This window comes from Corynebacterium aurimucosum (assembly GCF_046895345.1).
Classification (GTDB): Bacteria; Actinomycetota; Actinomycetes; order Mycobacteriales; family Mycobacteriaceae; genus Corynebacterium; species Corynebacterium aurimucosum_G.
The window spans coordinates 559,871-584,642 of the sequence record NZ_CP160096.1 but is presented as its reverse complement, the minus strand read 5'-3'; the positions used below and the strand labels follow the sequence as shown (position 1 = coordinate 584,642).

Sequence of the window (24,772 nt, the reverse complement as noted above, 5' to 3'; positions counted from 1 at the left end):
CTAACCCATGGTGACTACCCCCGTTTATAGTGACAACTTGACATGAATTTAGCGCTAACTATGGCTATGTGGGGCGTGTGGTACTAGAATCATGGTTAGAACACTTCTTCTAACTCATGTTGATCTCGGGGGAGACCATGACCACTACTGCTACACGCCCGCCAACCTTCTTCTTTTCCACCACCAACCCTAATAACCCACATGCTATAGCCCGCTCCAAAGCACGACGTGCTACCTATGAGACCTGGCAGGCAGCCATGCCCAGCCTCGACGCCGATATCAACACCACCGCACTATCCCTGGTCGCGGCCTGGTCACTGCCAGAAGGCCACATCAAATCAGGCCTGCGCGCTATCCACCGCCTTAACAGCCTGCCGAAAGTCAAAGCCATACAAGACACCCACTGCCTGCTCGACATTGAATCCCTCATTGCTATTGATCAACCCATGTCAGCACTGACAGCCCTAACAAAAGAAACCCTGGATTTTATCGACACTATCCTGGCTGACTTCTTTACCCCTTCTAAACCGAATCAGGCTTTTCCTACACGTAGTCAAATCAGGCGCAAAGTCCGCGATATATGTAAAACACTGGATGATTCCATTGCCTATCGGGATACCCGCCCTAAAGATACCTACCGGTTTTCCTCTAACGGTACCTCTGCCTGGTTGGAACTGCAGGTTGAAGAAGACACCGGCATGAAACTTGATGCCTTCATCCACCAGACCGCCGCCAAGGAAGACATCACTGTCCCTGAGGCAGTCATCAAACTGCTTTCCGGTGAAATAAAGCCACCAGCTACGGTGGTGCTCCACACCTACCAAGCCCGCGATATTGATAACGCACCAACCTTTATCGAAGGCTTCGGCTGGCGAGCTGAACCCATGCCACATGACAAGGTGCGAGATTTAACCGGTGAGGTCGCCGAAGCCGACGGCTACCAACCCGGCCTGATTATGCGCAAACTTGTCGAAGGCCGCGACGGTACCTGCCGGGTCGGCGGATGCGGCGAGCCTGCTTTTCTCAGCCAGTTGGATCACCGACACAACTGGGCCGAAGGCGGACCAACCCACCCGAAGAACCTAGCGTGTTTATGCCAAAGCCATCACAACATGAAAACCGATGGCACCCTCAAATACCTGCTGGACCCCTACAGCGGGGATGTCATCTGGCTTTTTGAGGATGGCACCTGGACTATTACCGAAGCCGACGGGCCGCTAGCACCAAAACAGAAACGCTGGGCACAAACAGTCGCCCAACACATCACCGCCACCAGGAAACGCATCCGCGAGGAAGCCCAACATTTAAAACAAGAACTCGACGACTACGCACAACAACAAGCCAAGGCCGAAGCCGAGGACGCGGACACCACCGACACAGATGCCAGCACCGACGACATCCCCTTCTAAACCTCACCGTCGAATAAAACGACGACACCAATCCAGCAGAAAGGAAAGAACCCAAGAAACCAGGAACACAACCACCGTCGTCACAGACGACGACTGCACTGCCGAAGCCCAGTCAGGCTCGCCCCAACTGTTGCCATTTGGGGCCGGCTGGACTTAGTCATGCCGGTTAGGATGGAGTGAATGCAGATCTACATTGCCTCAGTACCCGTCGATGATGTTGCCCTCGCTCACGACTTCTATGTCAATACGCTCGGCTTTCGAGTCAAGGACGATGTAACCCACGGAGACTTTCGGTGGCTCACGGTCACCAATGCGGAAGGCCAAGGGGATATGGAGCTCCTGCTCGAGCCCAAGGCCCATTCCGCGGCCAAGGACTACGCAGCAGCACTCAAGGCTGACGGTGTCCCTGTCACCCAGTTCCTATCCGCAGACGTGGAGTGGGAATATAGCGAGCTCACTGAAAAGGGAGTGCATTTCACTATGGTGCCGACTGACGTCGGCCCCTCCATCATCGCCGTCTTCGATGACACCGTAGGCAACCTCATCCAACTGGTACAGCTCAAGAAATAGAGAATAAAGAATGTCACACTTACCTTCTTCCGTCGCTATCATCGCAGCCGTTAGCGCCCTATGCGTAATGCCTCTAACTGCATGCGCGGAGCGTGGGTCAGACACGACTCCGGCACCGCAGTTCAGTGCAATTCCGTCTAGCTCCGCTGCTATCGATGGGCCGGAGCCGCCGTCCAGTGACACGCAGAATGCTCTCTCACAACAGGATGCCAATGTTGCTGCCTTTGCGGGTATGGGGACGGCTGCGATTGATGACCAACACCACAAGCCAGATCGGTTGGGCGGCCTCATTCCGACGGGCGTGCGCGTAGGTGCTCACGACGGTTTCACGCGGGTGGTGGTTGACCTCGAGGGAGAAGGTGAGCCCGGCTGGTTCACCGCCTATACCGACGATCCTCGTCAGCAGGCATCAGGTCATCCAGTCGAAGTAAAGGGAAGCACTTTTCTCAATCTGGGGGTCGAAGGAACTCCGTGGCCTTCCACACCCGATCTCGAAGAAAGGTATATGAAGCCAGGAACTACTCCCGGTACTGGTGTGGTGAGCGAAGTCGTATACACGACCTCATTCGAGGCACAAACCCAATTGATCATTGGACTACAGAAGAAGACACCGTACTCAGTGACTTTCCTGGAGGACCCTAAACGCCTAGTTCTCGACTTCCAGGTTTGACGTGTGGTGAAACGATAAGGGCCCTGTCCCCAGCTAATTTCTGGGTTACAGGGCCCTTGATCTAGGAGGTCCTAGTGGTCCTAGCTAGTCCGAGGATTAGTCCTCCTCAACCGGAACCAGGGAGATTTTGCCGCGATTATCAATGTCGGCAATTTCGACCTGAATCTTATCGCCAACATTGACGACGTCCTCGACCTTCTCAATGCGCTCGTCGCCACCGAGCTTCGAGATGTGTACGAGGCCGTCACGACCCGGAGTCAGGGAAACGAAGGCACCAAAAGCCACGGTCTTCACCACGGTGCCAAGGAAGCGCTCACCCACCTTCGGCAGCTGCGGGTTAGCGATGCTATTCACGCGGTCGATCGCAGCGTCAGCTGCTTCACCGGTAGCGGCAGAGATATACACAGTGCCGTCTTCCTCGATGGAGACATCGGCGCCAGTTTCCTCAGTAATGGCGTTGATAGTCTTGCCCTTCGGGCCAATGAGCTCACCAATCTTGTTCACCGGGATAGTCACCGAGGTAATGCGCGGAGCTAGGCCAGACATCTCGTCTGGACCCTCGATGACCTCAGACATCGTGTCGAGGATGGCGGCACGGGCGTCGCGGGCCTGTTCGAGGGCGTCGGCAAGCACGTGCGAAGGAATGCCATCCAGCTTGGTATCCAGCTGCAGGGCGGTGATGAACTCGGATGTACCGGCAACCTTGAAGTCCATATCGCCGAAGGCATCCTCAGCGCCGAGAATATCGGTCAGCGCCACGAACTTTTCCTTGCCGTTGACTTCGCCCGAGACCAAACCCATGGCGATACCCGCCACCGGAGCCTTCAGCGGAACGCCCGCGTTGTAGAGGGACAGGGTGGACGCACAGACGGAGCCCATGGAGGTAGAACCGTTGGAACCAAGGGCCTCAGACACCTGTCGAATGGCGTAGGGGAAGTCCTCACGGGACGGGATCACCGGCAGCAACGCGCGCTCAGCCAGCGCACCGTGACCAATCTCGCGGCGCTTCGGGGAACCTACGCGGCCGGTCTCGCCGGTGGAGTACGGCGGGAAGTTGTAGTGGTGCATGTAGCGCTTGGACTCCACTGGGGTCAAAGAATCGATCTGCTGCTCCATCTTCAGCATGTCCAGGGTGGTCACACCCAGGATCTGGGTCTCGCCACGCTCGAAGAGAGAGGAGCCGTGTGCACGCGGGATCAGATCAACCTCCACGCCGAGGTCACGGATATCGGTCACACCACGGCCATCGATCCGGAAGCCCTCGGTGAGGATCTTGGTGCGCACGATGTCCTTCATCACGGCGTTGAAGGCGTTGCGGATCTGTTTGGATGCATCGGTCTCGTCGAGGTCATCAAAGTCTTCGATGAGCTTAGCCTCGACCTGCTCCATGTACTCATTAGTGGCGTCGTCGCGGTCCTGCTTACCCGGGATGGTAAGCAGCTTCTCCAGCTTCTTGGAGGCTGCCTTTTCGACGGCCGCGTAAACATCATCACCGTAGGGCGGGAAGAGCGGGAACTCCTGTGTCTCCTTAGCTGCACGCTCCGCCAGACCTGCCTGCGCTTCACACAGGGACTTGATGAAAGGCTTCGCAGCCTCCAAGCCCTCAGCCACGGTGGACTCCTGCGGAGCCGGTGCGCCTTCCTTGATGCGCTCGGCTACGTTCACACCAGCGCCGGCCTCGACCATCATGATGGCTACGTCGTCCTTGCGGCCCTTCTTCACGATGCGGCCGGCAACGACCATCTCGAAGAGGGCACGCTCGTGCTGCTCGTTATTCGGGAAGGCCACCCACTGGCCCTTCGGGTGCTTATCATCAGCAATCAGTGCCATGCGCACGCCGCCCACCGGGCCGGATACCGGCAGGCCAGAGAGCTGGGTGGAGGCGGAAGCGCCGTTGATGGCAACGACATCGTAGTACTCCTCCGGGTCCATGGAGAGGACCGTGACAACAACCTGAACCTCGTTGCGCAAGCCCTTAACGAAGGTTGGGCGCAGCGGGCGGTCGATGAGGCGGCAGGCCAGGATAGCTTCGGTGGAAGGGCGCCCCTCGCGGCGGAAGAAGGAACCCGGGATTTTACCCGCGGCATACATGCGCTCCTCGACGTCCACGGTCAGCGGGAAGAAGTCGAAGCCTTCGCGCGGCTGGTTAGAAGCGGTGGTCGTGGACAGCAGCATGGTGTCCTCGTCCAGGTAAGTGGTCACGGAGCCACCGGCCTGGCGAGCTAGCTGGCCCGTCTCAAAACGGATGGTGCGAGTGCCGAAATCGCCGTTGTCCAGGGTGGCGATGGCCTCGGTGATGCCGTAATCGTCGTCGATAAGAAACTCGACGGAATTGTTCGGTTGCTTTTTAGCGTTCTTAGCGCTCATGGATATAACTCTCCTTGGAGCTGTCATGGCGATCTTCGGTGCCGCCTCTTCTTCGATGTTTTCTGACAACGTCCAAGGATTTTAGCAGATGAGACAAGAAAACCCCCGCACACAAGGTGCGGGGGCCAAAAGTTAAGCGCTTAGCGGCGCAGACCCAGGCGAGAAATCAGGTCGCGGTAACGGTCAACGTCGTTAGCAGCCAGGTACTTCAGCAGGCCACGACGGCGACCAACCATCAGCAACAGACCACGGCGGGAGTGGTGATCGTGCTTGTGATCCTTGAGGTGCTCGGTCAGGTTGTTGATGCGGGAAGTCAGCAGCGCAACCTGTGCCTCCGGGGAACCGGTATCGGTCTCGTGCAGGCCGTACTCCTTGAGGATTTCAGCCTTCTTCTCGGTGCTCAAAGCCATGGAAAATCTCCTATTGTATTTCAGTCCACATGAAATGTTGCGCCATGAGGCGCTGCCCGTGACTACTGTGGACCGCAGTCAGCAAGCCGAAGTAGAAGTATAGAGGCTGCCGAGCTTCGACATCAAATCATCAACAAAGCGCGCGTCATCTACCGCAACGGCCACACGGGTGGTGGGGTTATCCAAGCGTTCCGGGTCACCGATTGTGCGGCCAGTATCCTCACACCGCAGATTGAGGTCGAGGCAGGTGACCAGCGAGGGATCGGCAGCCACAGCTACCGCTAAAGGGTCGTGGAGCCCGCAACCGCCAAGGTGCGGAGAGGTCGTCTTGTAGGCGCGAATGTAGTAGTCCACGATGTCTGCGTAGATACGACCAGTGGGTGTACCGCGCCATTGCTTCGTGTGCTCCCTGGTGAGCAACGTGCGCAGCGTGACATCGAGCCCCACCATCGTGAGGTCCTGAGCATGGCGGAATACATAGTCCGTGGCTTGGGGATCTTGGAAAACGTTGGCCTCGGCATAAGGAGTGACGTTCCCGGGTACGGTCAGCGCCCCACCCATCATCACGATGCGGGCGTTGCGGGCAAAGTCCGGGTCTTTGCGCATGGCGGCTGCAATGCTTGTCGACGGCCCCGTCGGCACGATAACCAGATCCTCGCCATGCTCACGGACCGAACGGATAAGAAAGCCCACTGCGTCCTCGTATGCCTTGCGGCGCGGCGGAGGCAGAAGTACTTCCCCAAGGCCATTGCGGCCATGGATGAAAGCAGAAATGGGAGCAACGCTAAAGTCCGGCCGCGTCGGACCGATGAAGACGGGGACATCCTCGGCGTCGAGAAGCTCGAGCAACGCCAGCGAGTTACGCACGCCCAACGCCACCGGAACGTTTCCATAGGTACCCGTAACCCCGATCAGCTCGAGATCGGGGTGCGCTAAGGCATAGGCGAGCGCAAGGGCGTCATCAATTCCGGTATCAAGGTCGAGAATGATCTTCATTTAAACCTCGCGGGCAAGAATTTCACGAACTCGGGCAACGTCACGTTCCATAGCTGTCAGGAGTTCCTCCACGGAGTTGAATTTTTCCATGTCACGCACGTGGTCGACGAAATGCACGGTGGCTTCGTGGCCGTAGAGGTCAGCGTCGCGGTCCAGCACGAAGGACTCCACCGAACGCTCCTCGTCACCAAAGGTAGGGTTGGTGCCTACCGAAATGGCTGCGGGATAGGGAACGCCGGGCTCCATATCACCTTCCAGAGGGGCGCCGGTGGGCTCAACCACGAACCAGCCCGCGTAGACGCCATCGGCTGGAATGGCGACGGATTCCGGGAAATACTGGTTGGCGGTTGGGAAACCAAGCTCCTTTCCACCACGTCCTGCACCACGCACAACGGGCCCAGTCACCGTGAAATGACGCCCCAGCGCCCAATTCGCGCGCGCAATATCGCCCTTGGCAAGGGCGGCGCGGATGTTGGTGGAGCAGATGCGCTCGCCGTCGTCGTCAAGCAAGGGCACGATGTCAACGCCGAAGCCGAACTCGGCGCCAAATTCCGCCAGCGCCTCCGCGGTGCCGGACGCGCCCGCTCCAAAGGTGAAGTTCTCCCCCACCACGACGTGCTCTGTGTGCAAACGCTCCACCAGGAGATCCGTCACATAGTCGCGCGGCTCGACGCCCCGGAGTTCTTCGGTGAAGTCGATGACGAGCACGGCCTCGATGCCCATTTCTTCCGCCAGCTGCATGCGGCGCTCGAAAGTGATCACGGAGAGAGGAGCGCGCTCCGGCAAGAATACGGAGACTGGGTGCGGATCGAAGGTCACCATGACCGCGCGCTGTCCATGTCTGTGCGCGTGCTCAACGGCCTTCCTCACGAGCTGTTGGTGCCCGCGGTGCAGGCCGTCGAAGACACCAATTGTCACCGAGGTCGGGCCAAGGTCAGTGGGGATGCTATCGATTCCGTACCAAATATCCACGGGCACCATGCTATCCCACTGCGGCCGGTGCCCTAGACTGCAGGGCATGACTGATCCGCTCGAACGTTCCGGCCTCGTGGTCGTCGACAAACCCGCCGGCATGACCTCGCACGACGTCGTGGGAAAACTGCGCCGCTTCTTCCGCACCCGCAAGGTGGGGCACGCAGGCACGCTTGATCCGATGGCTACTGGAGTGCTCGTCGTAGGCATCGAGCGCGGCACCAAGTTTCTTGCCCACATGGTGGCCTCCACCAAGGCCTATGACGCAACGATTCGTCTTGGCATGGCAACCCACACCGACGACGCGGAGGGGGAAGCAACGTGGGGCAAACCGGCAACCGCAGTGGAGGATTCCGCCATTGCGCGAGAAATTGCTGCCTTGACCGGCGATATTATGCAGCGCCCAGCAGCGGTCTCCGCCATCAAAGTGGATGGCAAGCGCGCGCATGAAAGGGTGCGGTCAGGTGAAGAGGTCGAGCTTCCGGCTCGGCCAGTAACGGTCAGCCGCTTCGATATTCTCGCTACGCGCCGCGAGGGTGAGTTCATCGACCTCGACGTCTCAGTGGCGTGTTCTTCGGGAACCTATATCCGCTCGTTGGCTCGGGATTTGGGCGAGGCCCTCGGCGTCGGCGGACACCTTACCGCGCTGCGCCGCACGGAAGTGGGCCCTTTCACGCTTGACGACGCCCTCCCTCTCGACGCCCTCGAAGACTCCCCGGAGTTGTCCTTAAGCCTCGACGAGGCGCTCGCTCGCAGCTATCCGGTTGTGGACGTCACCGATGATGAGGCCCAAGCTTTGGCCATGGGTAAGTGGCTGGAGCCGCGTGGGTTGAAAGGCACGTACGCGGCCGTCGACCCGCAGGGACGGTCGATTGCCTTGATCAAGGAAAAAGGAAAGCGCTTAGCCACGGTTTTCGTCGCGCGCCCCTCGACGCTATAACTGCCTGATTTAGCGGTCAAAGTTGAGCGCAGGGACAGCGGTGGCGACGATGACATAGCCATCTCGGATGATCCAGTGCCCAGTGATGAAAGGCACTGGGGTCGGCCGCGCCAAGAGGTAGGACACCAGAGTGCCATCGAGGCGTAAATCGATTTCGGCTTGGTCAAAATCCAGCCAGCGCCGAGTCATGGGGAACCATGTCTTGTAGGTTGCCTCCTTGGCGCAGAACAACAGGCGGTCCGGACAGGAAATACCCGCCGCTTGCAACTGAGCCAACTGCGGCATCTCCCCCGGCCGCGCGATCATCGTCAGCACGTGTTCCGGCAGGGGCTCCGCTGGTTCGGCGTCGAGCCCCATGGAGCGCACGTGCGTGGCAGGAGCTGCCACGGCTGCGCGCAAACCTTCGGTGTGCGTCATCGATCCGGTATAGCCCTCCGGCCACAGCGGCATGCCGCGCTCGCCGCGCAGAATCGGCTCGTCTCCCATGTAGTTGAGCTCCTTCAAGGCCTGGTGGGCGCACCAGCGCGCATCCCCGAACTCGGATTTGCGCACGTCCACGGCTTGGGAGACCACGGAGCGCTCTTCCGGGGAGAGATGATGATAATTGAGAAGATTGGTCATCGACTCATCCGTGCGCACATAGCAAAAACGAGCTGATTCCGGGAAGAGAGAAGGTTCAAGCATGCTCGGCCCTCCCTGTCTTCTCGTCGATGGTAAGCACTGGGTACGGCCACGGCTGAAGACCACCGTGCGCCTGCCACTCACGCGGATAGCCCAGGGACACCTCGATGTGGTCTACCCCATCGATGTTGGCGCGATTAGGCATGTGGAGGTGACCATAGATCACAGCCTTAGCGTTATAGCGCCGCGGCCAGGAGCGCGTGTGGCGGGTGCCGCACCACAAGGCCACTTCGGGCCAACGCAAGTAGAGAGTCGGCTCCTGTACCAGCGGCCAGTGGTTGATAAGAACCGTTTCGCCCTCGACCCGTGACAGCCGCTTGATCGAATAAGCCAGGCGGTCCCAGCACCACGCGCGCACATCGACGAAGGGGGCGATGGCAAATTCATCGGTCATGACGATCTGCTTCTCCTTAGCACTCGCAAGCGCTTGTTCCACCGTGGTGCCTGGTGGACGGAAGCTGTAATCGTAGAGCGTAAACAGCGGGACCACGGTGACGCCTCCGAATACCGGAAACGGATCCTCTGGGGTAATCACGCCGATTTCCCGGCAGCCTTCAACGAGGCGATCGTATTTCGAGCGTCCCTGGTAAACGTCCTGTGACCGAGAAAAAAGCTCATGGTTGCCAGGTGCCCAAATGACCGTAGCGTAGCGGTTCTTTAGGCGCGCCAGGGTGTTAATCACCAGATCAATGCGTTCGGCGACGTCTCCCGCAACAATCAACCAATCGTTGGGATTCGGCGGGACAAGTTCATCAATGCGGTCCCCGTTCACGCGTACCGCTGCATGGAGATCAGAGACGGCCCACAGAGTGGTCATAGCGCCTCCTTCGCACGAACAGTCCTTCTACTTGTACCACAGGCTTAGACCCGTGCCCACCGCATGGAGTAAAAGCGCCAAACCACGCCCACCATGCGGATGAGGATGAATGCGGCAATACCGCCCCACACCCCGGTCAGGCCGGTGCCGAAAACAAAGGCCAACCAGACCCCGGGCAGGAAGCCGAGAAGCACTGACGCGAGGGTCAGCGTGCGGAGAAAGGCTGCGTCCCCAGCACCCAGAAGGACGCCGTCCAAAGCGAAGACAACGCCGCCGATAATGACGAGGAAAGTCATAACCCACCAGGGGCCGGAGATGACCTCTAGGACCTCCGGACTCGTGGTGAATATCCGTGGGATAAAGGCGGAGCCAAGGCCCAATACCGCTGCCAGTGCGAGGGAGAAGGACGTCGAGTAGAGCGTCACCTTGGTTCCTACCGTGCGGGCATAGCGCGCTGATCCCGCTCCCAATGCCGCGCCGGTCAAGGCTTGGGCAGCGATCGCGAGGGAATCCAGAACGAGGGATAGGAAGTTCCACATCTGCATCATGATTTGATGCGCAGCGAGCTGCGCAGTGCCGATACGTGAGGCCACGGCCGCCGCTGACAGAAACGCCACTTGGAAGCTCAGCGAACGCACGATGAGGTCACGCCCCAGCACGAGCTGCCGACGAACCACGCTCCAGCGAATCTCCCACGAGCCGGTATGCTCGCGGCGCAGCTCCGCCACGAAGAACGCCGCGATGATCCCCATGCCCAGCACCGTGGCCAGAGCGGAGCCCGGTAGACCCCAGAAGTGCACGAAAATAGGCACCGCGATGGCGCCGGGAACCATACCTGCAAGGGTGAAGTAAAGGGGCTTGCGGGTGTTGTGAACACCGCGCATCCAGCCGTTGCCGGCCATGTTGATGAGGGTAAAAGGAATAGCGACGGCGGCAATCCGCAACCACTGTGCAGTCCCTCGCGCAGTATCCGGGTTACCTGTCAACCAGGTGGCAAAGACGCCGGCAAAGAGCCACATGATGACGGCGAGCACCATTCCAACACCCACGGCAACCCACGTTGCCTGGACGCCCTCGGCGACGGCCTCCTCGCGCTTCCCCGCGCCGAACAGCCGTGACGCACGCGCGGTCGTGCCATAAGACAGGAAGGTTAATTGGGTGGTAACCACCGAATGGAGTGTGGCCGCTGCGCCAAGCGAGGCCAGATCCTCCGCCCCTAAACGGCCTACGACCGCAGTATCCAGCAATAAATACAGCGGCATGGCCGCCAGAACGCCCAGAGCGGGGACGGCGAGGCGAAAGACCTCAGCGGCAGAAACCTTCACTGGTTGCTCGGAAGCCATCTAGGACAACGCACCTACCAGCTGTGCGATAACCTCTTCGGGCCTTCCGTGCGCGGTATAGCCGGCGGCTGGAATATGCCCGCCGCCACCGAAGGTGAGGGCCACTTCCGCGCAGTTGACGGCGGAGGAGCGCAAGGACACCGCCCACATTTCGGGAGCCTGTTCCTTGAAGACCACTCCGATGTCAGTGCCTTTCAAGGCCCGGACATAATCGACGAAAGATTCAATCGCGGAATCGGCGTGGGAGCTGACCTCCTCATGCGGGACGAAGAGAACAGCGAGACGGTGCTCCCCTGCTTCCTCAATCCTGAGGCCTGAGAGCACGCGTCCAATCATCTGCAGATCATCGGCGGTGCTGGAATCCATGAGTTCCAGCGCAATCTGCTTGGTGTCGAGACCATAGAGCATCAGGCGCGCAGCGATATCATGCATGGCTGGGCGCCCCCACCGGAAGTTACCGGTATCGGTGACTAGGCCCGCGTACAGGCAATGCGCGATGACGCGATCGATCTGGATGGACAGCCTGTCCAGAATGTCCAGCAGCACCACCGTGGTGGACTCACATACCGGATCCACCACATTGATGGCTCCAAAACCATCGTTGGAGGCGTGGTGGTCGATGCACAGGACGCGGCCCACGGCGGCCATGTCTTCGATCTCCCGGGCCACCGAACCCGTCCGATCTATCGAGCCGCAGTCCACAGTGACATAGAGGTCATATCCTTGTGGAAGCTCATCCACCAACTCAATCTCATCCACCGTGGGGATGGAAAACAGGTTGGCTGAAATGTCACGGCGTTGGCCAATCACGGTGCGGGTTTGTTTCCCGCGCTGGCGGAGCGCCAGGGTAAGGGCGGCTGCCGAGCCGACCGCGTCGGCGTCTGGGCGCAAGTGCGTGATGATGCAAATGCTGCTGGCTTGCACCAGCGCATCCACTGCGGCTTCGTAATTGGTTCGCGACACTTAGTCCTCTTCCCCATCCGAGGTCTTGTACGGGTTCGCGTCGCCTGCGGGCTGTGCACCTTCCTTCAGCTTCGCTAACTCCGCATCGCGTGCACGGGCGCGGGCGAGCAGTTCCTCCATGTGCGCGGAAGCCTCGGGGACGGTATCAAGCTCAAAAGACAGCGTCGGTGTAAAGCGAACGGAGAGCTCATCACCCACAATCTTGCGCAATTGCCCCTTGGCCCTGGTGAGGGCTTCGGCCGCTTGATCATAATCTGGCTCGGTCTCGATATCCGTACCACGCACCGTGTAGAACACGGTGGCATCGTGGAGATCACCCGTGACCCGGGCATCCGTGATTGTCACCAGCTCAAGGCGGCGATCCTTGATTTGGCGCTCAATTGCGCTGGCAACGATTGTCTGAATGCGCTTTGCCATGCGTGCGGCGCGTGCGTGATCAACCATAGTGAAGCTCCTTTACGTACGGTTACTGGCAACTAGTCTAGGATACCGATTCTGCACCTTTCGGCTGAAATGAGGAAAGCCCAGCCAGAATCTTTCCTGGCTGGGCTTCACTACCTGAGGTTTCCTGCGCTTAGTCGCGCGGGACCTCGACCTCTTCGTAGGCCTGGATGATATCGCCTACCTGAATATCCGGGTAGGACAGAACCATACCGCACTCGTAGCCGGCGTTGATCTCGTTTGCGTCATCCTTCTCGTGACGCAGGGACTCGATCTTGGCATCGGAGGTAATGACGTTTCCGTCGCGGACCAGGCGCACCTTGCCATTGCGCTTGACCTTGCCCTCCGTGACCATACAACCGGCGATGGTGCCAACGGCGGAGGACTTGAACAGCGCGCGGATTTCTGCCGCACCGGTGTCTCGCTCCTCGTAGATGGGCTTGAGCATGCCCTTCAGAGCTGCCTCAACCTCTTCGATGGCGCGGTAGATCACCGTGTAGTAGCGGATATCGACGCCCTCAGCGTTGGCTTCCTCGGTGGCCTTGCCCTCAGCGCGGACGTTGAAAGCGATGATGATGGCGTCCGACGCCGCAGCCAGGGAGACGTTGGTCTGCGTCACCGCACCCACACCACGGTCGATGATGTTGAGCTGTACCTCGTCGTCGATCTCAATGTCCAACAGGGCATCTTCGAGGGCTTCCACGGAACCTGCGTTGTCGCCCTTGAGGATGAGGTTGAGCGTCGAGGTTTCCTTGAGCACTGCATCCAGGTCCTCGAGGGAGACGCGCTTGCGAGCCTTCGCCTGCAGAGCAGAACGCTTGCGGGCATCGCGCTGTGCAGCAATCTGGCGTGCCACGCGGTCATCCTCAACAACTAGGAGGTTGTCGCCGGCGCCTGGCACACCATTGAGACCCTGCACCTGGACCGGGCGGGACGGGCCGGCCTCTTCCACATCGTGACCGAATTCATCGAGCATGCGGCGCACACGTCCGTGTGCATCACCAACCACAATGGAATCACCAATGCGCAGCGTACCGCGCTGGATGATGACCGTAGCCACCGGACCGCGGCCGCGGTCGAGGTGGGCCTCAATGGCAGAGCCCTGTGCATCCATATCCGGGTTAGCGGTGAGCTCCAAGGCAGCGTCCGCCGTCAGAATGACGGCTTCAAGCAGATCATCAATGTTGATGTTGTTCTTCGCGGAGATATCCACGAACATCGTGTCGCCACCGTACTCTTCCGGAACCAGTCCGTATTCAGTGAGCTGACCACGGATCTTGTCCGGGGAAGCCTCCGGCTTATCAATCTTGTTGACTGCGACAACCACAGGGATGTCTGCTGCCTTCGCGTGGTTGATTGCCTCGATGGTCTGCGGCATCACGCCGTCATCGGCGGCAACGACCAGGATGGCCAGGTCGGTGGACTTAGCACCGCGGGCACGCATGGCGGTGAAGGCCTCGTGACCCGGGGTATCCAGGAAGGTGATGGTGCGAGGACCATCCTCCAGGTCCACCGTGGTTTGGTAAGCGCCGATGCCCTGGGTAATGCCACCGGCCTCGCCGGCACCCTCGTTGGTCTTACGAATGGTGTCCAGAAGGCGAGTCTTACCGTGGTCGACGTGACCCATCACAGTAACCACTGGCGGGCGCTTCTCAAGTGCCTCTTCGCCACCCTCGTCCTCGCCGAACTGCAGGTCGAAGGACTCGAGCAGTTCGCGGTCCTCATCCTCTGGGGAGACGACCTGGACCTCGTAATTAATCTCCGAACCCAGCAGCTGCAGGGTGTCTTCGGAGACAGAAGCCGTAGCAGTCACCATCTCACCGAGGTTGAACAGCGCCTGCACCAATGCTGCAGGATCTGCACCAATCTTCTCAGCGAAGTCAGCCAGGGAAGCACCGCGACGCAGGCGCACGACCTTACCGCCGCCGTCAGGCAGACGTACGCCGCCTACCTCATGCTTCTGCTGCTCTTCAAACTCATGGCGCTTCTGACGCTTCGACTTCTTACCGCGACGCGGCGCACCACCCGGACGGCCGAATGCACCAGCGGTGCCACCGCGACGACCGCCGCGTCCACGGAAACCACCGTGGCCAGGACCACCGCGGCCGGGGCCGCCACCGCGGCCGCCGCGACCACGACCACCGCCGCCACTACCAGCGGCCTTCGACGGCATGCTGGCCGGGTTCGGGTGCGAAGGCATCATTGCCGGCGAAGGACGACGTCCACCGCTACGGTTGCCATCGCCCTGCGGGCGTGCGCCGCCCTTGCCGCCACGGTTATCACCGGGCTTGCCAGCGGAGCGCTGTCCCTTGGTGCCGCCTGGGCGAGGTCCGGGGCTCGGACGATCGCTGGAGCTACCCGTGGAGAACGGGTTATTAGCCACGCGGCGGGTGCCGCCAGGCTTCGGCATGCTGCGCGGAGTGACAGCGCGCTCGCCACCCTTCTCGGTGTTCTTGCGCTGTGCTCCAGGCTTCGGTGCGCCACCCGGCTTCGGAGCGGCACCCGGCTTCGGTGCACCGCCCGGCTTGGGGGCGGCACCCGGCTTGGGGGCGGCACCCGGCTTGGGGGCAGCGCTTGGCTTCGGGCCTGGCTTTGCCGCGGCGGCAGGCTTCTTTTCTGCCGGTTTCTTGGCAGCAGAAGCTGGGGTGGCTGCTGGCGCGTTCTTCTCCGCTGCCTTGTCCTCGCCACCCTTAGCTTCGTAGTGAGCGCGCATCTTCTTGATCACCGGGGGTTCGATGGTCGAGGATGCGGTCTTGACGAACTCGCCTTGTTCCTTCAGCGTGGCGAGTAGTTCCTTGCTGGTTACGCCGAGCTGCTTTGCCAACTCGTGTACACGTAGCTTTCCGGGCACTTGTCTCCTCTTTAATCTTTCTAGGAGCCAAGGCCGCGGAATACGGCCTGACCCCTAGTTAATGGCTATGGACTTTCATCGCTGATGCTGCTTCATGGTTGTGCGCTCATCAGTGTTCGGTCTTCCTTTTTAACTCTGGGTCGCACGGGCTGTTGCCCGCCGACTGCACCTGCTGCGTGGCAGCGAGGTACTCACGTACGTGACCTGTGTCCACGTCTGTGGACAATCGGAGCGCGCGCCTGAAGGCACGGGTCCGCTCCGCCAGCTCTACTGCTTCCAGATCAGGCCTTATCCACGCTCCCCTTCCGGGAAGGCGTCGGCCGGGATCCGGAACAACACGGCATCCTGTGGGATCACCCTTATCGGCGACAACCCTCAGCAGTTCCGTGTCGGGATGCTTTTGACGCGTAGCGATACAGGTGCGGAGACGCTGTCCTCGAGACATCCAACTCCTTAGGTCATATCGCTATTGCTGCTACGCCACAGCATTCCTGCATGTGGGCCGTTGTCTAGTCTACGCGAAAATAGGCCAAACCTTTAATTCCACCGCAGGCTGCTCGGAAAGCTAGTCCCGAGCGGCGTCGGAGTGAATATCAATCTTCCATCCGGTCAGGCGTGCTGCGAGGCGTGCATTCTGGCCTTCCTTGCCGATAGCGAGCGAAAGCTGGTAATCCGGCACGGTTACCTTGGCCACCTGCGCTTCCTCGTCGAGGATTTCTACGCGCACGACCTTCGACGGGGCGAGAGCATTGCCCACGTAAACAGCTGGGTCTTCGTTGAAGTCGATGATGTCAATCTTCTCACCACCGAGTTCACGCATCACGTTGCTGACACGAGAACCCTTCGGGCCGATACACGCACCCTTGGCGTTGAGGCCCTTGGCGTGGCCGCGAACGGAGATCTTGGAGCGATGGCCAGCCTCGCGGGCAATGGCGATAATCTCGACCGCACCGTCGGCAACCTCCGGGACCTCCAGCTCAAAGAGACCGCGAACCAGCTCGGGGTGAGTACGCGACAGCGTGATCTGCACCTTAGCGCCGTTGCGGTTCACGCCCACGACATAGGCCTTGACGCGGTCACCGTGCTCGAGCTTCTCCCCTGGCAGCTGCTCAGCAGACAACAGGAAAGCATGCTGGGAATCGTGTTCGGTGCCCAACTGCACCACAACGACGCCGCGCTTGTTGGCGTGGATATCGCGCTGGACGACACCCGACACTACCGTTCCGGTCAGCTCAGAATAGGAATCATAGGTTCGCTCAGCCTCGTTCTCGCGCAACTTGCGCAGAATGGCATCGCGGACCGCCTGCGCGCCGATGCGCCCAAAGTTGTCCGGGGTGTCGTCGTATTCGCTGATGACCTCTCCGGTCTCCGGATCACTTTCGGTCACAATGACAGTGACGGCGCCGCTGTCGGCGTCGATGTCTACGCGCGACTTCGTACCTTCCGCCTTTTTCTCAGCGGATTCTGCACGGTGGTCCAGGTAGGAATACAAAAGGGCACCCGCGATAGCTTCGAGCAGGTCCTTCACAGGTACGCCGCGCTCGCGCTGAATCGTGCGGAGTGCCTCTAGGTCAATATTCACTTGTTAGTCCTCTCGGGTTGCCGAGTTCTGCTCGGCGAAGTCGAACGTCTGCATAGCCGCCTCCAGCTCCATGGCTGAAGGCTGAGCAAATTCAATTTCTACCACTGCACGGCTCAAGTTTTCCAATCGTTCGATCTGGTAACGCACCTCCTTCTTCACCGTCGTGATAAGCGCCACGGATTCTTCGTCCTCAGACAGGGCGCCGATGCGCGCGACGCGAGTGGTTCCAGGTTCCTCGACAAGCGCATATCCGACCAGCCTTCCTTGGTTGCGGCGCCAATGGCGCGGGGCGCTCAGCGGGAAGTCCACACCTGGCGTCGACACCTCCAAGGTGTAGCCCGCGCCAAAGTTGAGGGTGCCCGCTTCCTCTTGGGCATCGAAAAGCTCGGAAATCTCCTGCGATAGTTCTTCTATGAGATCGGAGCTCGGGCGCTCATCGCCATCGATGCGAATGATGACCTGAGATTTCTTACCAGCTCGCGTGGTCTTCACGTCTTCGATGTCGAGGCCGCGTGCGACGGCGACGGGCTGCAGAATTTCGGTTAGTTGCGCGGGTGTTGGGAATGCCATGCGCTCTAGACTAGGTCACCCGGGTAGGGTCTATCGCGTGAACCGCCGAGTAGTTGTCCCCACCCTGCTTGTGTGCGCTGCCCCCTGGATGGGCGGCTGCCAAGCCACCGACGCGATCGTGGATTATTTTGGCCCCCACGCGGACCCCTCCCTCACCTCGCTTGCTCACACCGCCAGTGCGGATGCTCTCGCCTTGGAAGAACTTGATGCGGATGCCGCTGCCTTGCGCGCAGAGCAAGCTGAGCAGCTCTATGAAGAAATCGAGCGACTATGCGGACGCGATGAGGAAGGAGAGACTCCACGCTCCTGTGCGGTCGACCGTGACGTTGCCCCGCAGGATTCCGCGGACGTCTCCGCCGTGTTTGACGCCGCCTCCTCATTCTCCGAAGAGAACATCAGCAACGTTCCTGAAGAATCCCGCGCCCTTGTTCTGACACAAGCCATTGCGCTTAACGCGTGGAAGAACGAGGAGCTGGCAGACGCTCCCGAACTCACAGAACAGGACCGTGAACTCGGAGTCGAGCTCCTAAAATGGGAATACCAGCAGGTCTATGCCCTCGATTTCGCGCGCTCCTATGTGTCCCCCGACCAAGAAGATCATGTCGATGAGCTTCTGCGCATTCACGAGGACAGAATCCTGCAACTTCAGCTGCAACTGGAAAAGCTCGGTCCCGTGCCGCAGCCCGCGCCCGCATACGATTCACCGGCAGGTAGCCTGCCAAAGGACGCCGACTCAGCGCGCGCATTCATCGACGAGGTCGCACATAACGACACGCTGAAGTGGACCAATGCGGCCATCACGGCGGCACCGGCAACCCCGTGGCAGCACTGGCTTATCACGGTTGCGGCGCAATCGCACCGCTTTCATGCTGCCTAGCCGCGGATGAGTTCCGTGAGGGTCTCCACGATCTGATCGGCGGGAACTTCACGAGTCTCGCCGCCGCGGATGCGCAGCTCAATGATGCCATCAGCGAAAGCGCGGCCCAGGATGGCGATGAACGGCATACCCAAAAGCTCAGCATCCTTGAACTTCACGCCCGGGGAGACTTTGGGGCGGTCGTCGTAAAGCACCTCGATGCCCGCGCGATCCAGATCCTCCACCAGCTTCTGACCTGCCTCCAGGGCAGCGGCGTCCTTGTTCGCTACGGCCACGTGCACCTGGTACGGGGCCACGGCCACCGGCCAGTTGAGGCCCTTCTCATCGTGGCGCTGCTCTGCCAGCACGGCGAGCATGCGCGTAACACCAATGCCGTAGGAACCCATGGTCGGCACGGCGCGCTTGCCGTTCTCATCGAGAATCTGAACGTCGAAAGCCTCGGTGTACTTGCGGCCCAGCTGGAAAATGTGGCCAAGCTCAATGCCGCGCTCCAGAGTCAGAGTGCCCTGACCATTCGGTGCCGGGTCCCCTTCCTTGACCTCGGCGGCCTCGATGAACTCATCCACAGTGAAGTCACGGCCGGCCACCAGTCCGATGACGTGGCGCTGCGGGGCATCCGCACCGGTAATCCAGGAGGTACCAGAAACCACGCGCGGGTCAGCATAAATCTTCACGTCGTGGGCATTCAGGACACGCGGCCCGACATACCCCTTGACCAGGAAGGAGTTCTTCTTGAAATCCCCCTCACCGGCGAGCTCAAACTCGGCCGGCTCCAGCGAGGCCTCGAGGCGCTTTTCATCCAACTCGCGGTCACCCGGAATGAGAACGGCGGCCAGCTCCCATTCCTTCTCTTCTTCCGTGGCTGCGGGGGCGGCCACCTTGATCATCATGCACTTGAGGGTGTCCGCGGCGGTGACTTCGCGGCCGTCGACAGTAATGCCGGCACCCTTAGCCCACTCCACCAGAGACTCAATGGTCTCGGATTTCGGAGTCTCATGCTCCTGTGCCTCCGGCAGGCCGTCGAAGGGGATTTCCTCCGGAGCCTGAGTGACCACGGCCTCCACGTTGGCAGCGTAATCGCCCTCGGTGGCGCGCACGAAGGTATCTTCGCCTACCTCAGACACGGCAAGGAATTCCTCAGAGGCCGAACCGCCCATCGCACCAGAAGTGGCCTTGCAGATCGCGTAATCGATCTCCAGGCGGTCAAAGATGTTCTGGTAGGCCTTGCGGTGGCGGGCATAGGACTCATCGAGCCCCTCATCCGTCATGTCGAAGGAATAGGAATCCTTCATGGTGAACTCGCGGCCGCGCAGCACGCCCGCACGCGGGCGCTCCTCATCGCGGTACTTCGTCTGGATCTGGTACAGCGTGACCGGGAAATCCTTGTACGAGGAGTACATATCCTTCACCGCAGTGGTGAACATCTCCTCGTGGGTCGGGCCCAGCAACATGTCCGCACCCTTGCGGTCCTTCAGACGGAACAGATTATCGCCGTATTCCGTCCAGCGGTTCGACTCCTCATAAGGCTCGCGCGGCAGCAGCGCCGGGAAGAGCATCTCCTGGCCGCCGATGGCGTTCATCTCCTGACGGATAACGTCTTCAATCTTGCGCATGGCACGCAGCCCCAGTGGCAGCCAGGTGTACACACCCGGCGCGACACGGCGCACATAACCTGCGCGAACGAGAAGCTTGTGGCTGGGGACTTCGGCATCAGCCGGATCCTCACGAAGAGTGCGGAGGAAAAGCTCAGAAAGACGTGTAATCATGGTTGCTCAGTCTACATCGCTAGCATGTAGCCATGCTGATCATCCTCCCTCCTTCTGAGACCAAAGCACACGGCGGCAGCGGCGCGGCCCTGAACTGGGACGAGCTTTCCTTTCCCGCGCTGAACCCGATCCGCCGAGAAATCGCTGCAGAGTTGTCGTCCCTCGACGTCGATGAAGCGCTGGAGGTGCTCAAGCTCTCTGAGAAGTTGCGTGGGGAAGCCGAGTCCAACCGCGAGTTGGCTTCCTCCCCCACCATGCCCGCGCTGGAGCGTTTCACCGGCGTGCTCTACGACGCCCTCGACGCCCCCACCCTCCCTCCAGAAGCACGGAAGTACCTAGCCGTGGGCGATGCGCTCTTCGGGTTGCTGCGCGCCGATGACCTCATCCCGCACTACCGGCTCTCCGGTAGTACGAAACTGGGCGGGCGGACGCTGAAGTCTCAGTGGGGTACGGCGATCACGGATGAGCTACGCGCGCTTGTCGACGCTGGCGAGTTCCTCATCGACATGCGCTCGGGCACCTATCAGCAGCTGGGCAAGCTCAAGGACGCCGCCACCGTGCGCGTGGAGTCAGTGCAAGAGGATGGCTCCCGCAAGGTGGTCTCTCACTTCAACAAGCACTACAAGGGGGAGCTCGCTCGCGTACTTGCTCTCAAGGGCGAGAGCGTCTCCACCCTCGAGGATGCCGCCCGCGTAGCCCAAGAGTCGGGCATGAGCACCGAACTGCGCGGCACCGAGCTGGTGCTCGTGGTCTGATTTATCTGTTTATCAATTTATCTACGCCCGCCGATTTATCTATTTATCTGGCTCAGGCGAAGCGGGGCCATTCAAACCAATGGGTTATAGCGCAAACTATTGCGCTTGAGCTCGCACTCAGTGGCGATAGAGATGCCGGAAGCAACCTTTCCGCGCTCGCGAAGGCGGAACATGGCGTCCACGACGCGATCACGCAAACCCCACGGATCAATGGTGTTGATGTAGACCTTCGTGCCGCCCTCAAAGCCAGCCAAGGTCGATACCCTGAGCTTGAGCATGACGCGCCACGGCTGAGGCAGGTCCACGCTGGGCGGACGGTGGTGCCATTCTTCATTGCAGGCCACGTCCGGCCCCACCGCGGCGTGGGCCGCGTGAATCAGATCCGACATTCCACGTACTTCCTCCGGGTTCTGTTCCCACGGTTCACAGCGCGGTGACTTGGAGAAGATCTCCAGTGTGGGATAGCGGTGGCCAAATCCGGCGAAGAGCACCGCATAATCATTTTCTGCGATGACGAGGTTGCGCTTTGCCGCATAGCCCACAGCCCAGTCGTTGTACATGTTGGGGTGCGCACGCAGAATCGCATTTTCCTGGTGAGCGGCCATGCCCAGGGCGTCAATCGCGACGAGCTGCTTATGCAAGTGATCGAAGGACGCGCCCGCCGGTGCCAGCCAGTTCTGAAATACAGCGACATAGGAAGCATAGCGGTTGCGCTGGTAGAGCTCGCGCGTCGATTCCGCAGTGAAGGTTGTGAGCAGGAAGTGCTCATCGGGGCTCAGCGTGCCGGAGGAGGCTAGCTGACCATCATCGACGGCCCCATCCACGAAGTGCCGCGAGGAGATAATGACATCATGTCCGCCGCCGAAGAAACCATCGGCGAGGACGAGCAGAGAATCGTCGTCCAGCGCGGTATCCTTGCCCGCTGCCTTGAGTTTGGTGCGCACCACATTGAGTACGTGCAGGCGCCCAGTCTCGTCGGCCTCGTAGCTTTCCTTGTGACGAGCTAGGTCTGGGTCCATGGTGAAGCCATAGTTCTCGTGCCAATAGTCATAAGACACGATTTCAAAAAGGTTCGGAACGCGGCGAAACAGCGGCTGGGAGTTATCCAGCTCGTGGGGAAAAAGGCCGCGTTGAATCTCCCCCGAGGCCAAGATGCGGGACTTTTCCGGCGGGGTATCCAACATGCGCCCGGAGCAAAAAGCACAGCTGTGCGTCAAGGCATCGGGCCCCAGCGGCTGCGGTTCCTTTGCCGCATGCGCAAGCGGACGGTTGCCGCGTCCTGGCACGGTCCACACCTCTGTTCCGGAGAAAGGGTTGACCTGTTTGACGGTCCCATCCGCCATGGTCTGGATAGGTTCGACGCGGCTAAAAAGTGCTTCGCTCATGCTGCCCAGCGTAGACCTCCCCACCCGCCGGTGCGACTAGACTTAGGCCTCATGCAGCACCGATTCTTTGAAGTAGATGTCTTCGCCACTGGGCCGTTTACCGGTAATCCCCTCGCCGTGGTTGCGGATGCCGATGGTTTGAGCACCGAAGAAATGCAGCGTATCGCACACTGGACCAATTTCTCTGAGACGACCTTCCTGTGCTCACCTACTGATCCTGGCGCGGACTACCGCGTACGAATCTTCACCCCGCACGAAGAGTTCCCCTTCGCCGGTCACCCCACGCTGGGCAGTGCGCGCGTCGCGGCGGAGCTATTAGGAAAGAGCGGGACCCTGATTCAGGAATGCGGTGTCGGGTTAGTCACCGTGCGCCAGGAAGAGGGCCGTTTCGCCTTCGCTACCCCGCCCTTACTGCGCCACGGGGAGCTCAGTGAGGCCGAGCGCTCCGAAGCAGCCGCCGTACTCGGAATCGATGAAGAGAGCATCGTTGACTCCGGCTGGGTGGACAACGGGCCTGGCTGGCGCTTGGTCCAGCTCGAATCTGCTGAAACCGTGCGGCAGCTTCGCCCCACGCCCACCCCCGGCGTCAAGGTCGGCGTGGTCGGCCTCACCGGGGATACGGAGCCGGCCTACGAGGTTCGCGCTATCACCGGGCAATTCGAGGACCCCGTCACCGGTTCCTTCAATGGCGGAGCCGCCCAGTTCCTCCGCGCCAAGGGCGCCGTTCCTGCCCGCTATACCGCGGCACAAGGCAGCCAAATAGGACGCGATGGCCGCGTTTTTATCAACGATGACGGGGACGAGCTCTGGGTAGGCGGCAACGTCCACATTCGCGTGCGCGGAACCCTGGGGTCCCGCGATGACTAAAAAGCCCCTGCCTTTTGAGCTGCACAACGATTTTGCCCAACGCCTGCCACAGATGGTCACGGCAAGCCGCGGGGAAGAACAGCCAGCTCCACGAATCGTGGCGCTCAATGAGCACCTAGCCGCCGAGCTCGGCCTCGACCCAGACTGGCTGCGCAGCGAGGACGGAATAGAGTTCCTCCTTGGCCGTGGAGCAGTCACTCCGCACGCGATGGCCTACGCGGGCTTTCAGTTCGGGCAGTATAACCCGGCAATGGGTGACGGCCGCGCCCTCCTCTTGGGCGAAGCCACCGGCCCCACCGCCGCTCACAACCCCACGGGCCTGTGGGATCTGCATGCCAAGGGCACGGGGCCGACTCCCTACTCGCGCTATGGCTCTGATGGGCGCGGCACGCTGCGCTCAATGCTGCGTGAGTATCTCTTCTCCGAGTCGATGCATGCCCTAGGTGTGCCCACCACTCGGTCGCTGGCGGTTCTTGCCACCAGTCGCCCCATCCAGCGCCAGATGGTGGAAGAGGCAGGGGTTCTCGTGCGAGTGGCCGCGAGCCACATCCGTGTTGGTTCCTTCCACTTCGCCGCGCACTCGCAGGTGCCTGGGCTACTGCAGCGCCTTGCCGCCTACACCAGTGAACGCCACTACCCCGGCGCCGACTTCCGGGAGCTGTTCACGCACGTCATGGAGGCACAAGCCGCGACGGTCGCCGGGTGGATGCAGCTGGGCTTCATTCACGGCGTAATGAACACCGATAACACCACGTTATCGGGCGAAACCATTGACTATGGCCCCTGCGCGTTCATGGAAAGCTATGACCCCAACACCTGGTTTAGCTCTATCGATACGCAGGGACGCTACCGCTTTGGGCGCCAGCCCGACATGTTGGGCTGGAACCTTGCGCGATTGGCGGAGTCACTGCTTCCGCTTATCGACGACTCCCCTGACACCGCCCTCACCTGGGCTCAAGAGGCCATTGATACCTTTGGCGAGCGTTATGAGAGAGCGCGTCACCAGGAAGCACAGCGCTGCCTACAGATGCCCGAAGAGCTTTTCCAGGATTACAACGCTGCCCTCGTGCAGGCCGCCCCGGACCTCACACAAGCCAACCGCAGCCTTGCCAGTGCCGCGGCGGGCGAGCCTGCGGCGGCCTATGAACTCCTCAAGGATAGAAGTTTCGTTGATGCCTACTGCGCAAGTAGCCCCGACGCTGTGCTGCTCGAGCGAACCGTGCCGCGCGTGATTCCTCGGCCGCGGCTGGTCGAAAGCGCTCTGGGCGATGCCGAAGAGTTCGCCCGTCTTCTGCACGCCACCACGCATCCTTTTGATGCTGCGCCGGAGTATGAGCAGCCCGGCGGCACCGAAGGCTATCTCACCTACTGCGGAACCTAAGAACCACGAGCACAAACAGAAGCAAACACACCACCGCCCCGAGGTCTCCGTAGGAAAGGAAACGGAGTCTCGGGGCGGCGGTGCGTCTCTATCTTTCACTGCCACGCTCCCGGTCGGTTTCTCAGGCCGACCGCCCCGCGTGGCTGGGGTTCTCTCTAT

At 60.5% G+C, this 24,772-nt stretch carries 23 protein-coding genes; 8 read left to right on the top strand and 15 right to left on the bottom strand.

Annotated elements, in window-relative coordinates:
• Positions 1–257: 257 nt before the first annotated feature.
• The 3 genes from ABZS45_RS02875 to ABZS45_RS02865 all read left to right on the top strand — a co-directional run bounded on the left by ABZS45_RS02875 (position 258) and on the right by ABZS45_RS02865 (position 2,649).
• Entirely contained in the window at positions 258–1,409 is a 1,152-nt protein-coding gene (locus tag ABZS45_RS02875; protein WP_412100570.1) for an HNH endonuclease signature motif containing protein, read from the top strand.
• 180 nt (positions 1,410–1,589) lie between these two features.
• Positions 1,590–1,979, top strand: a complete 390-nt coding sequence (locus ABZS45_RS02870; RefSeq protein ID WP_144657746.1) for a VOC family protein — start codon at positions 1,590–1,592, stop codon at positions 1,977–1,979.
• A 67-nt stretch (positions 1,980–2,046) separates the two neighbouring features.
• Positions 2,047–2,649, top strand: a complete 603-nt coding sequence (locus tag ABZS45_RS02865; protein WP_412100569.1) for a hypothetical protein — start codon at positions 2,047–2,049, stop codon at positions 2,647–2,649.
• Between the two features lie 96 nt (positions 2,650–2,745).
• On the opposite strand, the gene ABZS45_RS02860 is transcribed toward ABZS45_RS02865, so the two are convergent.
• The 4 genes from ABZS45_RS02860 to ABZS45_RS02845 all read right to left on the bottom strand — a co-directional run bounded on the left by ABZS45_RS02860 (position 2,746) and on the right by ABZS45_RS02845 (position 7,403).
• A complete protein-coding gene (locus tag ABZS45_RS02860; protein WP_070547208.1) occupies positions 2,746–5,016 on the bottom strand; it encodes a polyribonucleotide nucleotidyltransferase in 2,271 nt (756 codons plus the stop codon).
• 140 nt (positions 5,017–5,156) lie between these two features.
• Positions 5,157–5,426, bottom strand: coding sequence for a 30S ribosomal protein S15 (gene rpsO, locus ABZS45_RS02855; RefSeq protein ID WP_010190317.1), 270 nt, complete (start codon positions 5,424–5,426; stop codon positions 5,157–5,159).
• Positions 5,427–5,504: 78 nt separating this feature from the next.
• On the bottom strand, positions 5,505–6,422 hold the full coding sequence (locus ABZS45_RS02850; RefSeq protein ID WP_144657748.1) for a nucleoside hydrolase: 918 nt from the start codon (positions 6,420–6,422) through the stop codon (positions 5,505–5,507).
• Entirely contained in the window at positions 6,423–7,403 is a 981-nt protein-coding gene (locus ABZS45_RS02845) for a bifunctional riboflavin kinase/FAD synthetase (protein ID WP_311520710.1), read from the bottom strand.
• Between the two features lie 37 nt (positions 7,404–7,440).
• Between ABZS45_RS02845 and truB the strand changes: the two genes are divergently transcribed.
• Entirely contained in the window at positions 7,441–8,334 is an 894-nt protein-coding gene (gene truB, locus ABZS45_RS02840) for a tRNA pseudouridine(55) synthase TruB (protein WP_070445674.1), read from the top strand.
• 9 nt (positions 8,335–8,343) lie between these two features.
• Here the strand turns inward: truB and ABZS45_RS02835 are convergent, their stop codons facing one another.
• The 9 genes from ABZS45_RS02835 to rimP all read right to left on the bottom strand — a co-directional run bounded on the left by ABZS45_RS02835 (position 8,344) and on the right by rimP (position 17,582).
• Positions 8,344–9,018: a 4'-phosphopantetheinyl transferase family protein gene (locus tag ABZS45_RS02835; protein WP_070643882.1), complete on the bottom strand. Its 675-nt coding sequence runs from the start codon at positions 9,016–9,018 to the stop codon at positions 8,344–8,346.
• A complete protein-coding gene (locus tag ABZS45_RS02830; RefSeq protein ID WP_070643879.1) occupies positions 9,011–9,832 on the bottom strand; it encodes a metallophosphoesterase family protein in 822 nt (273 codons plus the stop codon). The genes ABZS45_RS02835 and ABZS45_RS02830 overlap by 8 nt, the downstream gene beginning before the upstream one ends.
• A gap of 44 nt (positions 9,833–9,876) precedes the next feature.
• The gene (locus tag ABZS45_RS02825) at positions 9,877–11,175 is read right to left on the bottom strand and encodes an MATE family efflux transporter (RefSeq protein WP_311520708.1); all 1,299 of its coding nucleotides are present in this window, start codon (positions 11,173–11,175) and stop codon (positions 9,877–9,879) included.
• Positions 11,176–12,138, bottom strand: coding sequence for a DHH family phosphoesterase (locus ABZS45_RS02820; protein ID WP_070445659.1), 963 nt, complete (start codon positions 12,136–12,138; stop codon positions 11,176–11,178).
• Complete coding sequence (gene rbfA / locus ABZS45_RS02815) at positions 12,139–12,582, bottom strand: 30S ribosome-binding factor RbfA (protein ID WP_070445656.1); 444 nt, start codon at positions 12,580–12,582, stop codon at positions 12,139–12,141. It lies immediately after the preceding gene.
• A gap of 130 nt (positions 12,583–12,712) precedes the next feature.
• On the bottom strand, positions 12,713–15,430 hold the full coding sequence (infB, locus tag ABZS45_RS02810; RefSeq protein ID WP_284761904.1) for a translation initiation factor IF-2: 2,718 nt from the start codon (positions 15,428–15,430) through the stop codon (positions 12,713–12,715).
• Positions 15,431–15,539: 109 nt separating this feature from the next.
• Positions 15,540–15,875, bottom strand: a complete 336-nt coding sequence (locus tag ABZS45_RS02805) for a YlxR family protein (protein ID WP_083276446.1) — start codon at positions 15,873–15,875, stop codon at positions 15,540–15,542.
• A gap of 120 nt (positions 15,876–15,995) precedes the next feature.
• Complete coding sequence (gene nusA / locus ABZS45_RS02800) at positions 15,996–17,012, bottom strand: transcription termination factor NusA (protein ID WP_412100567.1); 1,017 nt, start codon at positions 17,010–17,012, stop codon at positions 15,996–15,998.
• Positions 17,013–17,015: 3 nt separating this feature from the next.
• Positions 17,016–17,582, bottom strand: a complete 567-nt coding sequence (gene rimP, locus ABZS45_RS02795; RefSeq protein ID WP_070711403.1) for a ribosome maturation factor RimP — start codon at positions 17,580–17,582, stop codon at positions 17,016–17,018.
• A 37-nt stretch (positions 17,583–17,619) separates the two neighbouring features.
• On the opposite strand from rimP, the gene ABZS45_RS02790 reads away from it, so the two are divergent.
• Positions 17,620–18,459 (top strand): hypothetical protein, encoded by an 840-nt coding sequence (locus ABZS45_RS02790; protein WP_070711404.1) that lies wholly within the window; start codon positions 17,620–17,622, stop codon positions 18,457–18,459.
• Here the strand turns inward: ABZS45_RS02790 and ABZS45_RS02785 are convergent.
• Positions 18,456–20,225 carry a proline--tRNA ligase gene (locus tag ABZS45_RS02785; protein ID WP_070445637.1) on the bottom strand — a complete coding sequence of 590 codons (1,770 nt, stop codon included), beginning with the start codon at positions 20,223–20,225 and terminating at the stop codon, positions 18,456–18,458. The two genes, ABZS45_RS02790 and ABZS45_RS02785, sit on opposite strands and share 4 nt — an antisense overlap.
• A 32-nt stretch (positions 20,226–20,257) precedes the next feature.
• On the opposite strand from ABZS45_RS02785, the gene yaaA reads away from it, so the two are divergent.
• A complete protein-coding gene (gene yaaA, locus ABZS45_RS02780) occupies positions 20,258–20,980 on the top strand; it encodes a peroxide stress protein YaaA (protein WP_070711406.1) in 723 nt (240 codons plus the stop codon).
• 71 nt (positions 20,981–21,051) lie between these two features.
• On the opposite strand, the gene ABZS45_RS02775 is transcribed toward yaaA, so the two are convergent.
• A complete protein-coding gene (locus ABZS45_RS02775; protein WP_307891010.1) occupies positions 21,052–22,365 on the bottom strand; it encodes a DUF4921 family protein in 1,314 nt (437 codons plus the stop codon).
• 51 nt (positions 22,366–22,416) lie between these two features.
• On the opposite strand from ABZS45_RS02775, the gene ABZS45_RS02770 reads away from it, so the two are divergent.
• Entirely contained in the window at positions 22,417–23,232 is an 816-nt protein-coding gene (locus ABZS45_RS02770) for a PhzF family phenazine biosynthesis protein (RefSeq protein WP_144657554.1), read from the top strand.
• Positions 23,225–24,613: a protein adenylyltransferase SelO family protein gene (locus ABZS45_RS02765; RefSeq protein WP_395419819.1), complete on the top strand. Its 1,389-nt coding sequence runs from the start codon at positions 23,225–23,227 to the stop codon at positions 24,611–24,613. The genes ABZS45_RS02770 and ABZS45_RS02765 overlap by 8 nt, the downstream gene beginning before the upstream one ends.
• The last annotated feature ends 159 nt before the right edge of the window (positions 24,614–24,772 follow it).

Coding starts and splice junctions, on each gene's coding strand:
- rbfA (WP_070445656.1), bottom strand. CDS start 12,582: ATGGTTGATCACGCACGCGCCGCACGCATGGCAAAGCGCATTCAGACA.
- ABZS45_RS02775 (WP_307891010.1), bottom strand. CDS start 22,365: ATGAGCGAAGCACTTTTTAGCCGCGTCGAACCTATCCAGACCATGGCG.
- ABZS45_RS02865 (WP_412100569.1), top strand. CDS start 2,047: ATGCCTCTAACTGCATGCGCGGAGCGTGGGTCAGACACGACTCCGGCA.
- yaaA (WP_070711406.1), top strand. CDS start 20,258: ATGCTGATCATCCTCCCTCCTTCTGAGACCAAAGCACACGGCGGCAGC.
- ABZS45_RS02845 (WP_311520710.1), bottom strand. CDS start 7,403: ATGGTGCCCGTGGATATTTGGTACGGAATCGATAGCATCCCCACTGAC.
- ABZS45_RS02770 (WP_144657554.1), top strand. CDS start 22,417: ATGCAGCACCGATTCTTTGAAGTAGATGTCTTCGCCACTGGGCCGTTT.
- rimP (WP_070711403.1), bottom strand. CDS start 17,582: ATGGCATTCCCAACACCCGCGCAACTAACCGAAATTCTGCAGCCCGTC.
- ABZS45_RS02860 (WP_070547208.1), bottom strand. CDS start 5,016: ATGAGCGCTAAGAACGCTAAAAAGCAACCGAACAATTCCGTCGAGTTT.
- ABZS45_RS02850 (WP_144657748.1), bottom strand. CDS start 6,422: ATGAAGATCATTCTCGACCTTGATACCGGAATTGATGACGCCCTTGCG.
- rpsO (WP_010190317.1), bottom strand. CDS start 5,426: ATGGCTTTGAGCACCGAGAAGAAGGCTGAAATCCTCAAGGAGTACGGC.
- truB (WP_070445674.1), top strand. CDS start 7,441: ATGACTGATCCGCTCGAACGTTCCGGCCTCGTGGTCGTCGACAAACCC.
- ABZS45_RS02785 (WP_070445637.1), bottom strand. CDS start 20,225: ATGATTACACGTCTTTCTGAGCTTTTCCTCCGCACTCTTCGTGAGGAT.
- ABZS45_RS02825 (WP_311520708.1), bottom strand. CDS start 11,175: ATGGCTTCCGAGCAACCAGTGAAGGTTTCTGCCGCTGAGGTCTTTCGC.
- ABZS45_RS02765 (WP_395419819.1), top strand. CDS start 23,225: ATGACTAAAAAGCCCCTGCCTTTTGAGCTGCACAACGATTTTGCCCAA.
- ABZS45_RS02830 (WP_070643879.1), bottom strand. CDS start 9,832: ATGACCACTCTGTGGGCCGTCTCTGATCTCCATGCAGCGGTACGCGTG.
- ABZS45_RS02870 (WP_144657746.1), top strand. CDS start 1,590: ATGCAGATCTACATTGCCTCAGTACCCGTCGATGATGTTGCCCTCGCT.
- ABZS45_RS02835 (WP_070643882.1), bottom strand. CDS start 9,018: ATGCTTGAACCTTCTCTCTTCCCGGAATCAGCTCGTTTTTGCTATGTG.
- ABZS45_RS02805 (WP_083276446.1), bottom strand. CDS start 15,875: ATGTCTCGAGGACAGCGTCTCCGCACCTGTATCGCTACGCGTCAAAAG.
- ABZS45_RS02875 (WP_412100570.1), top strand. CDS start 258: ATGCCCAGCCTCGACGCCGATATCAACACCACCGCACTATCCCTGGTC.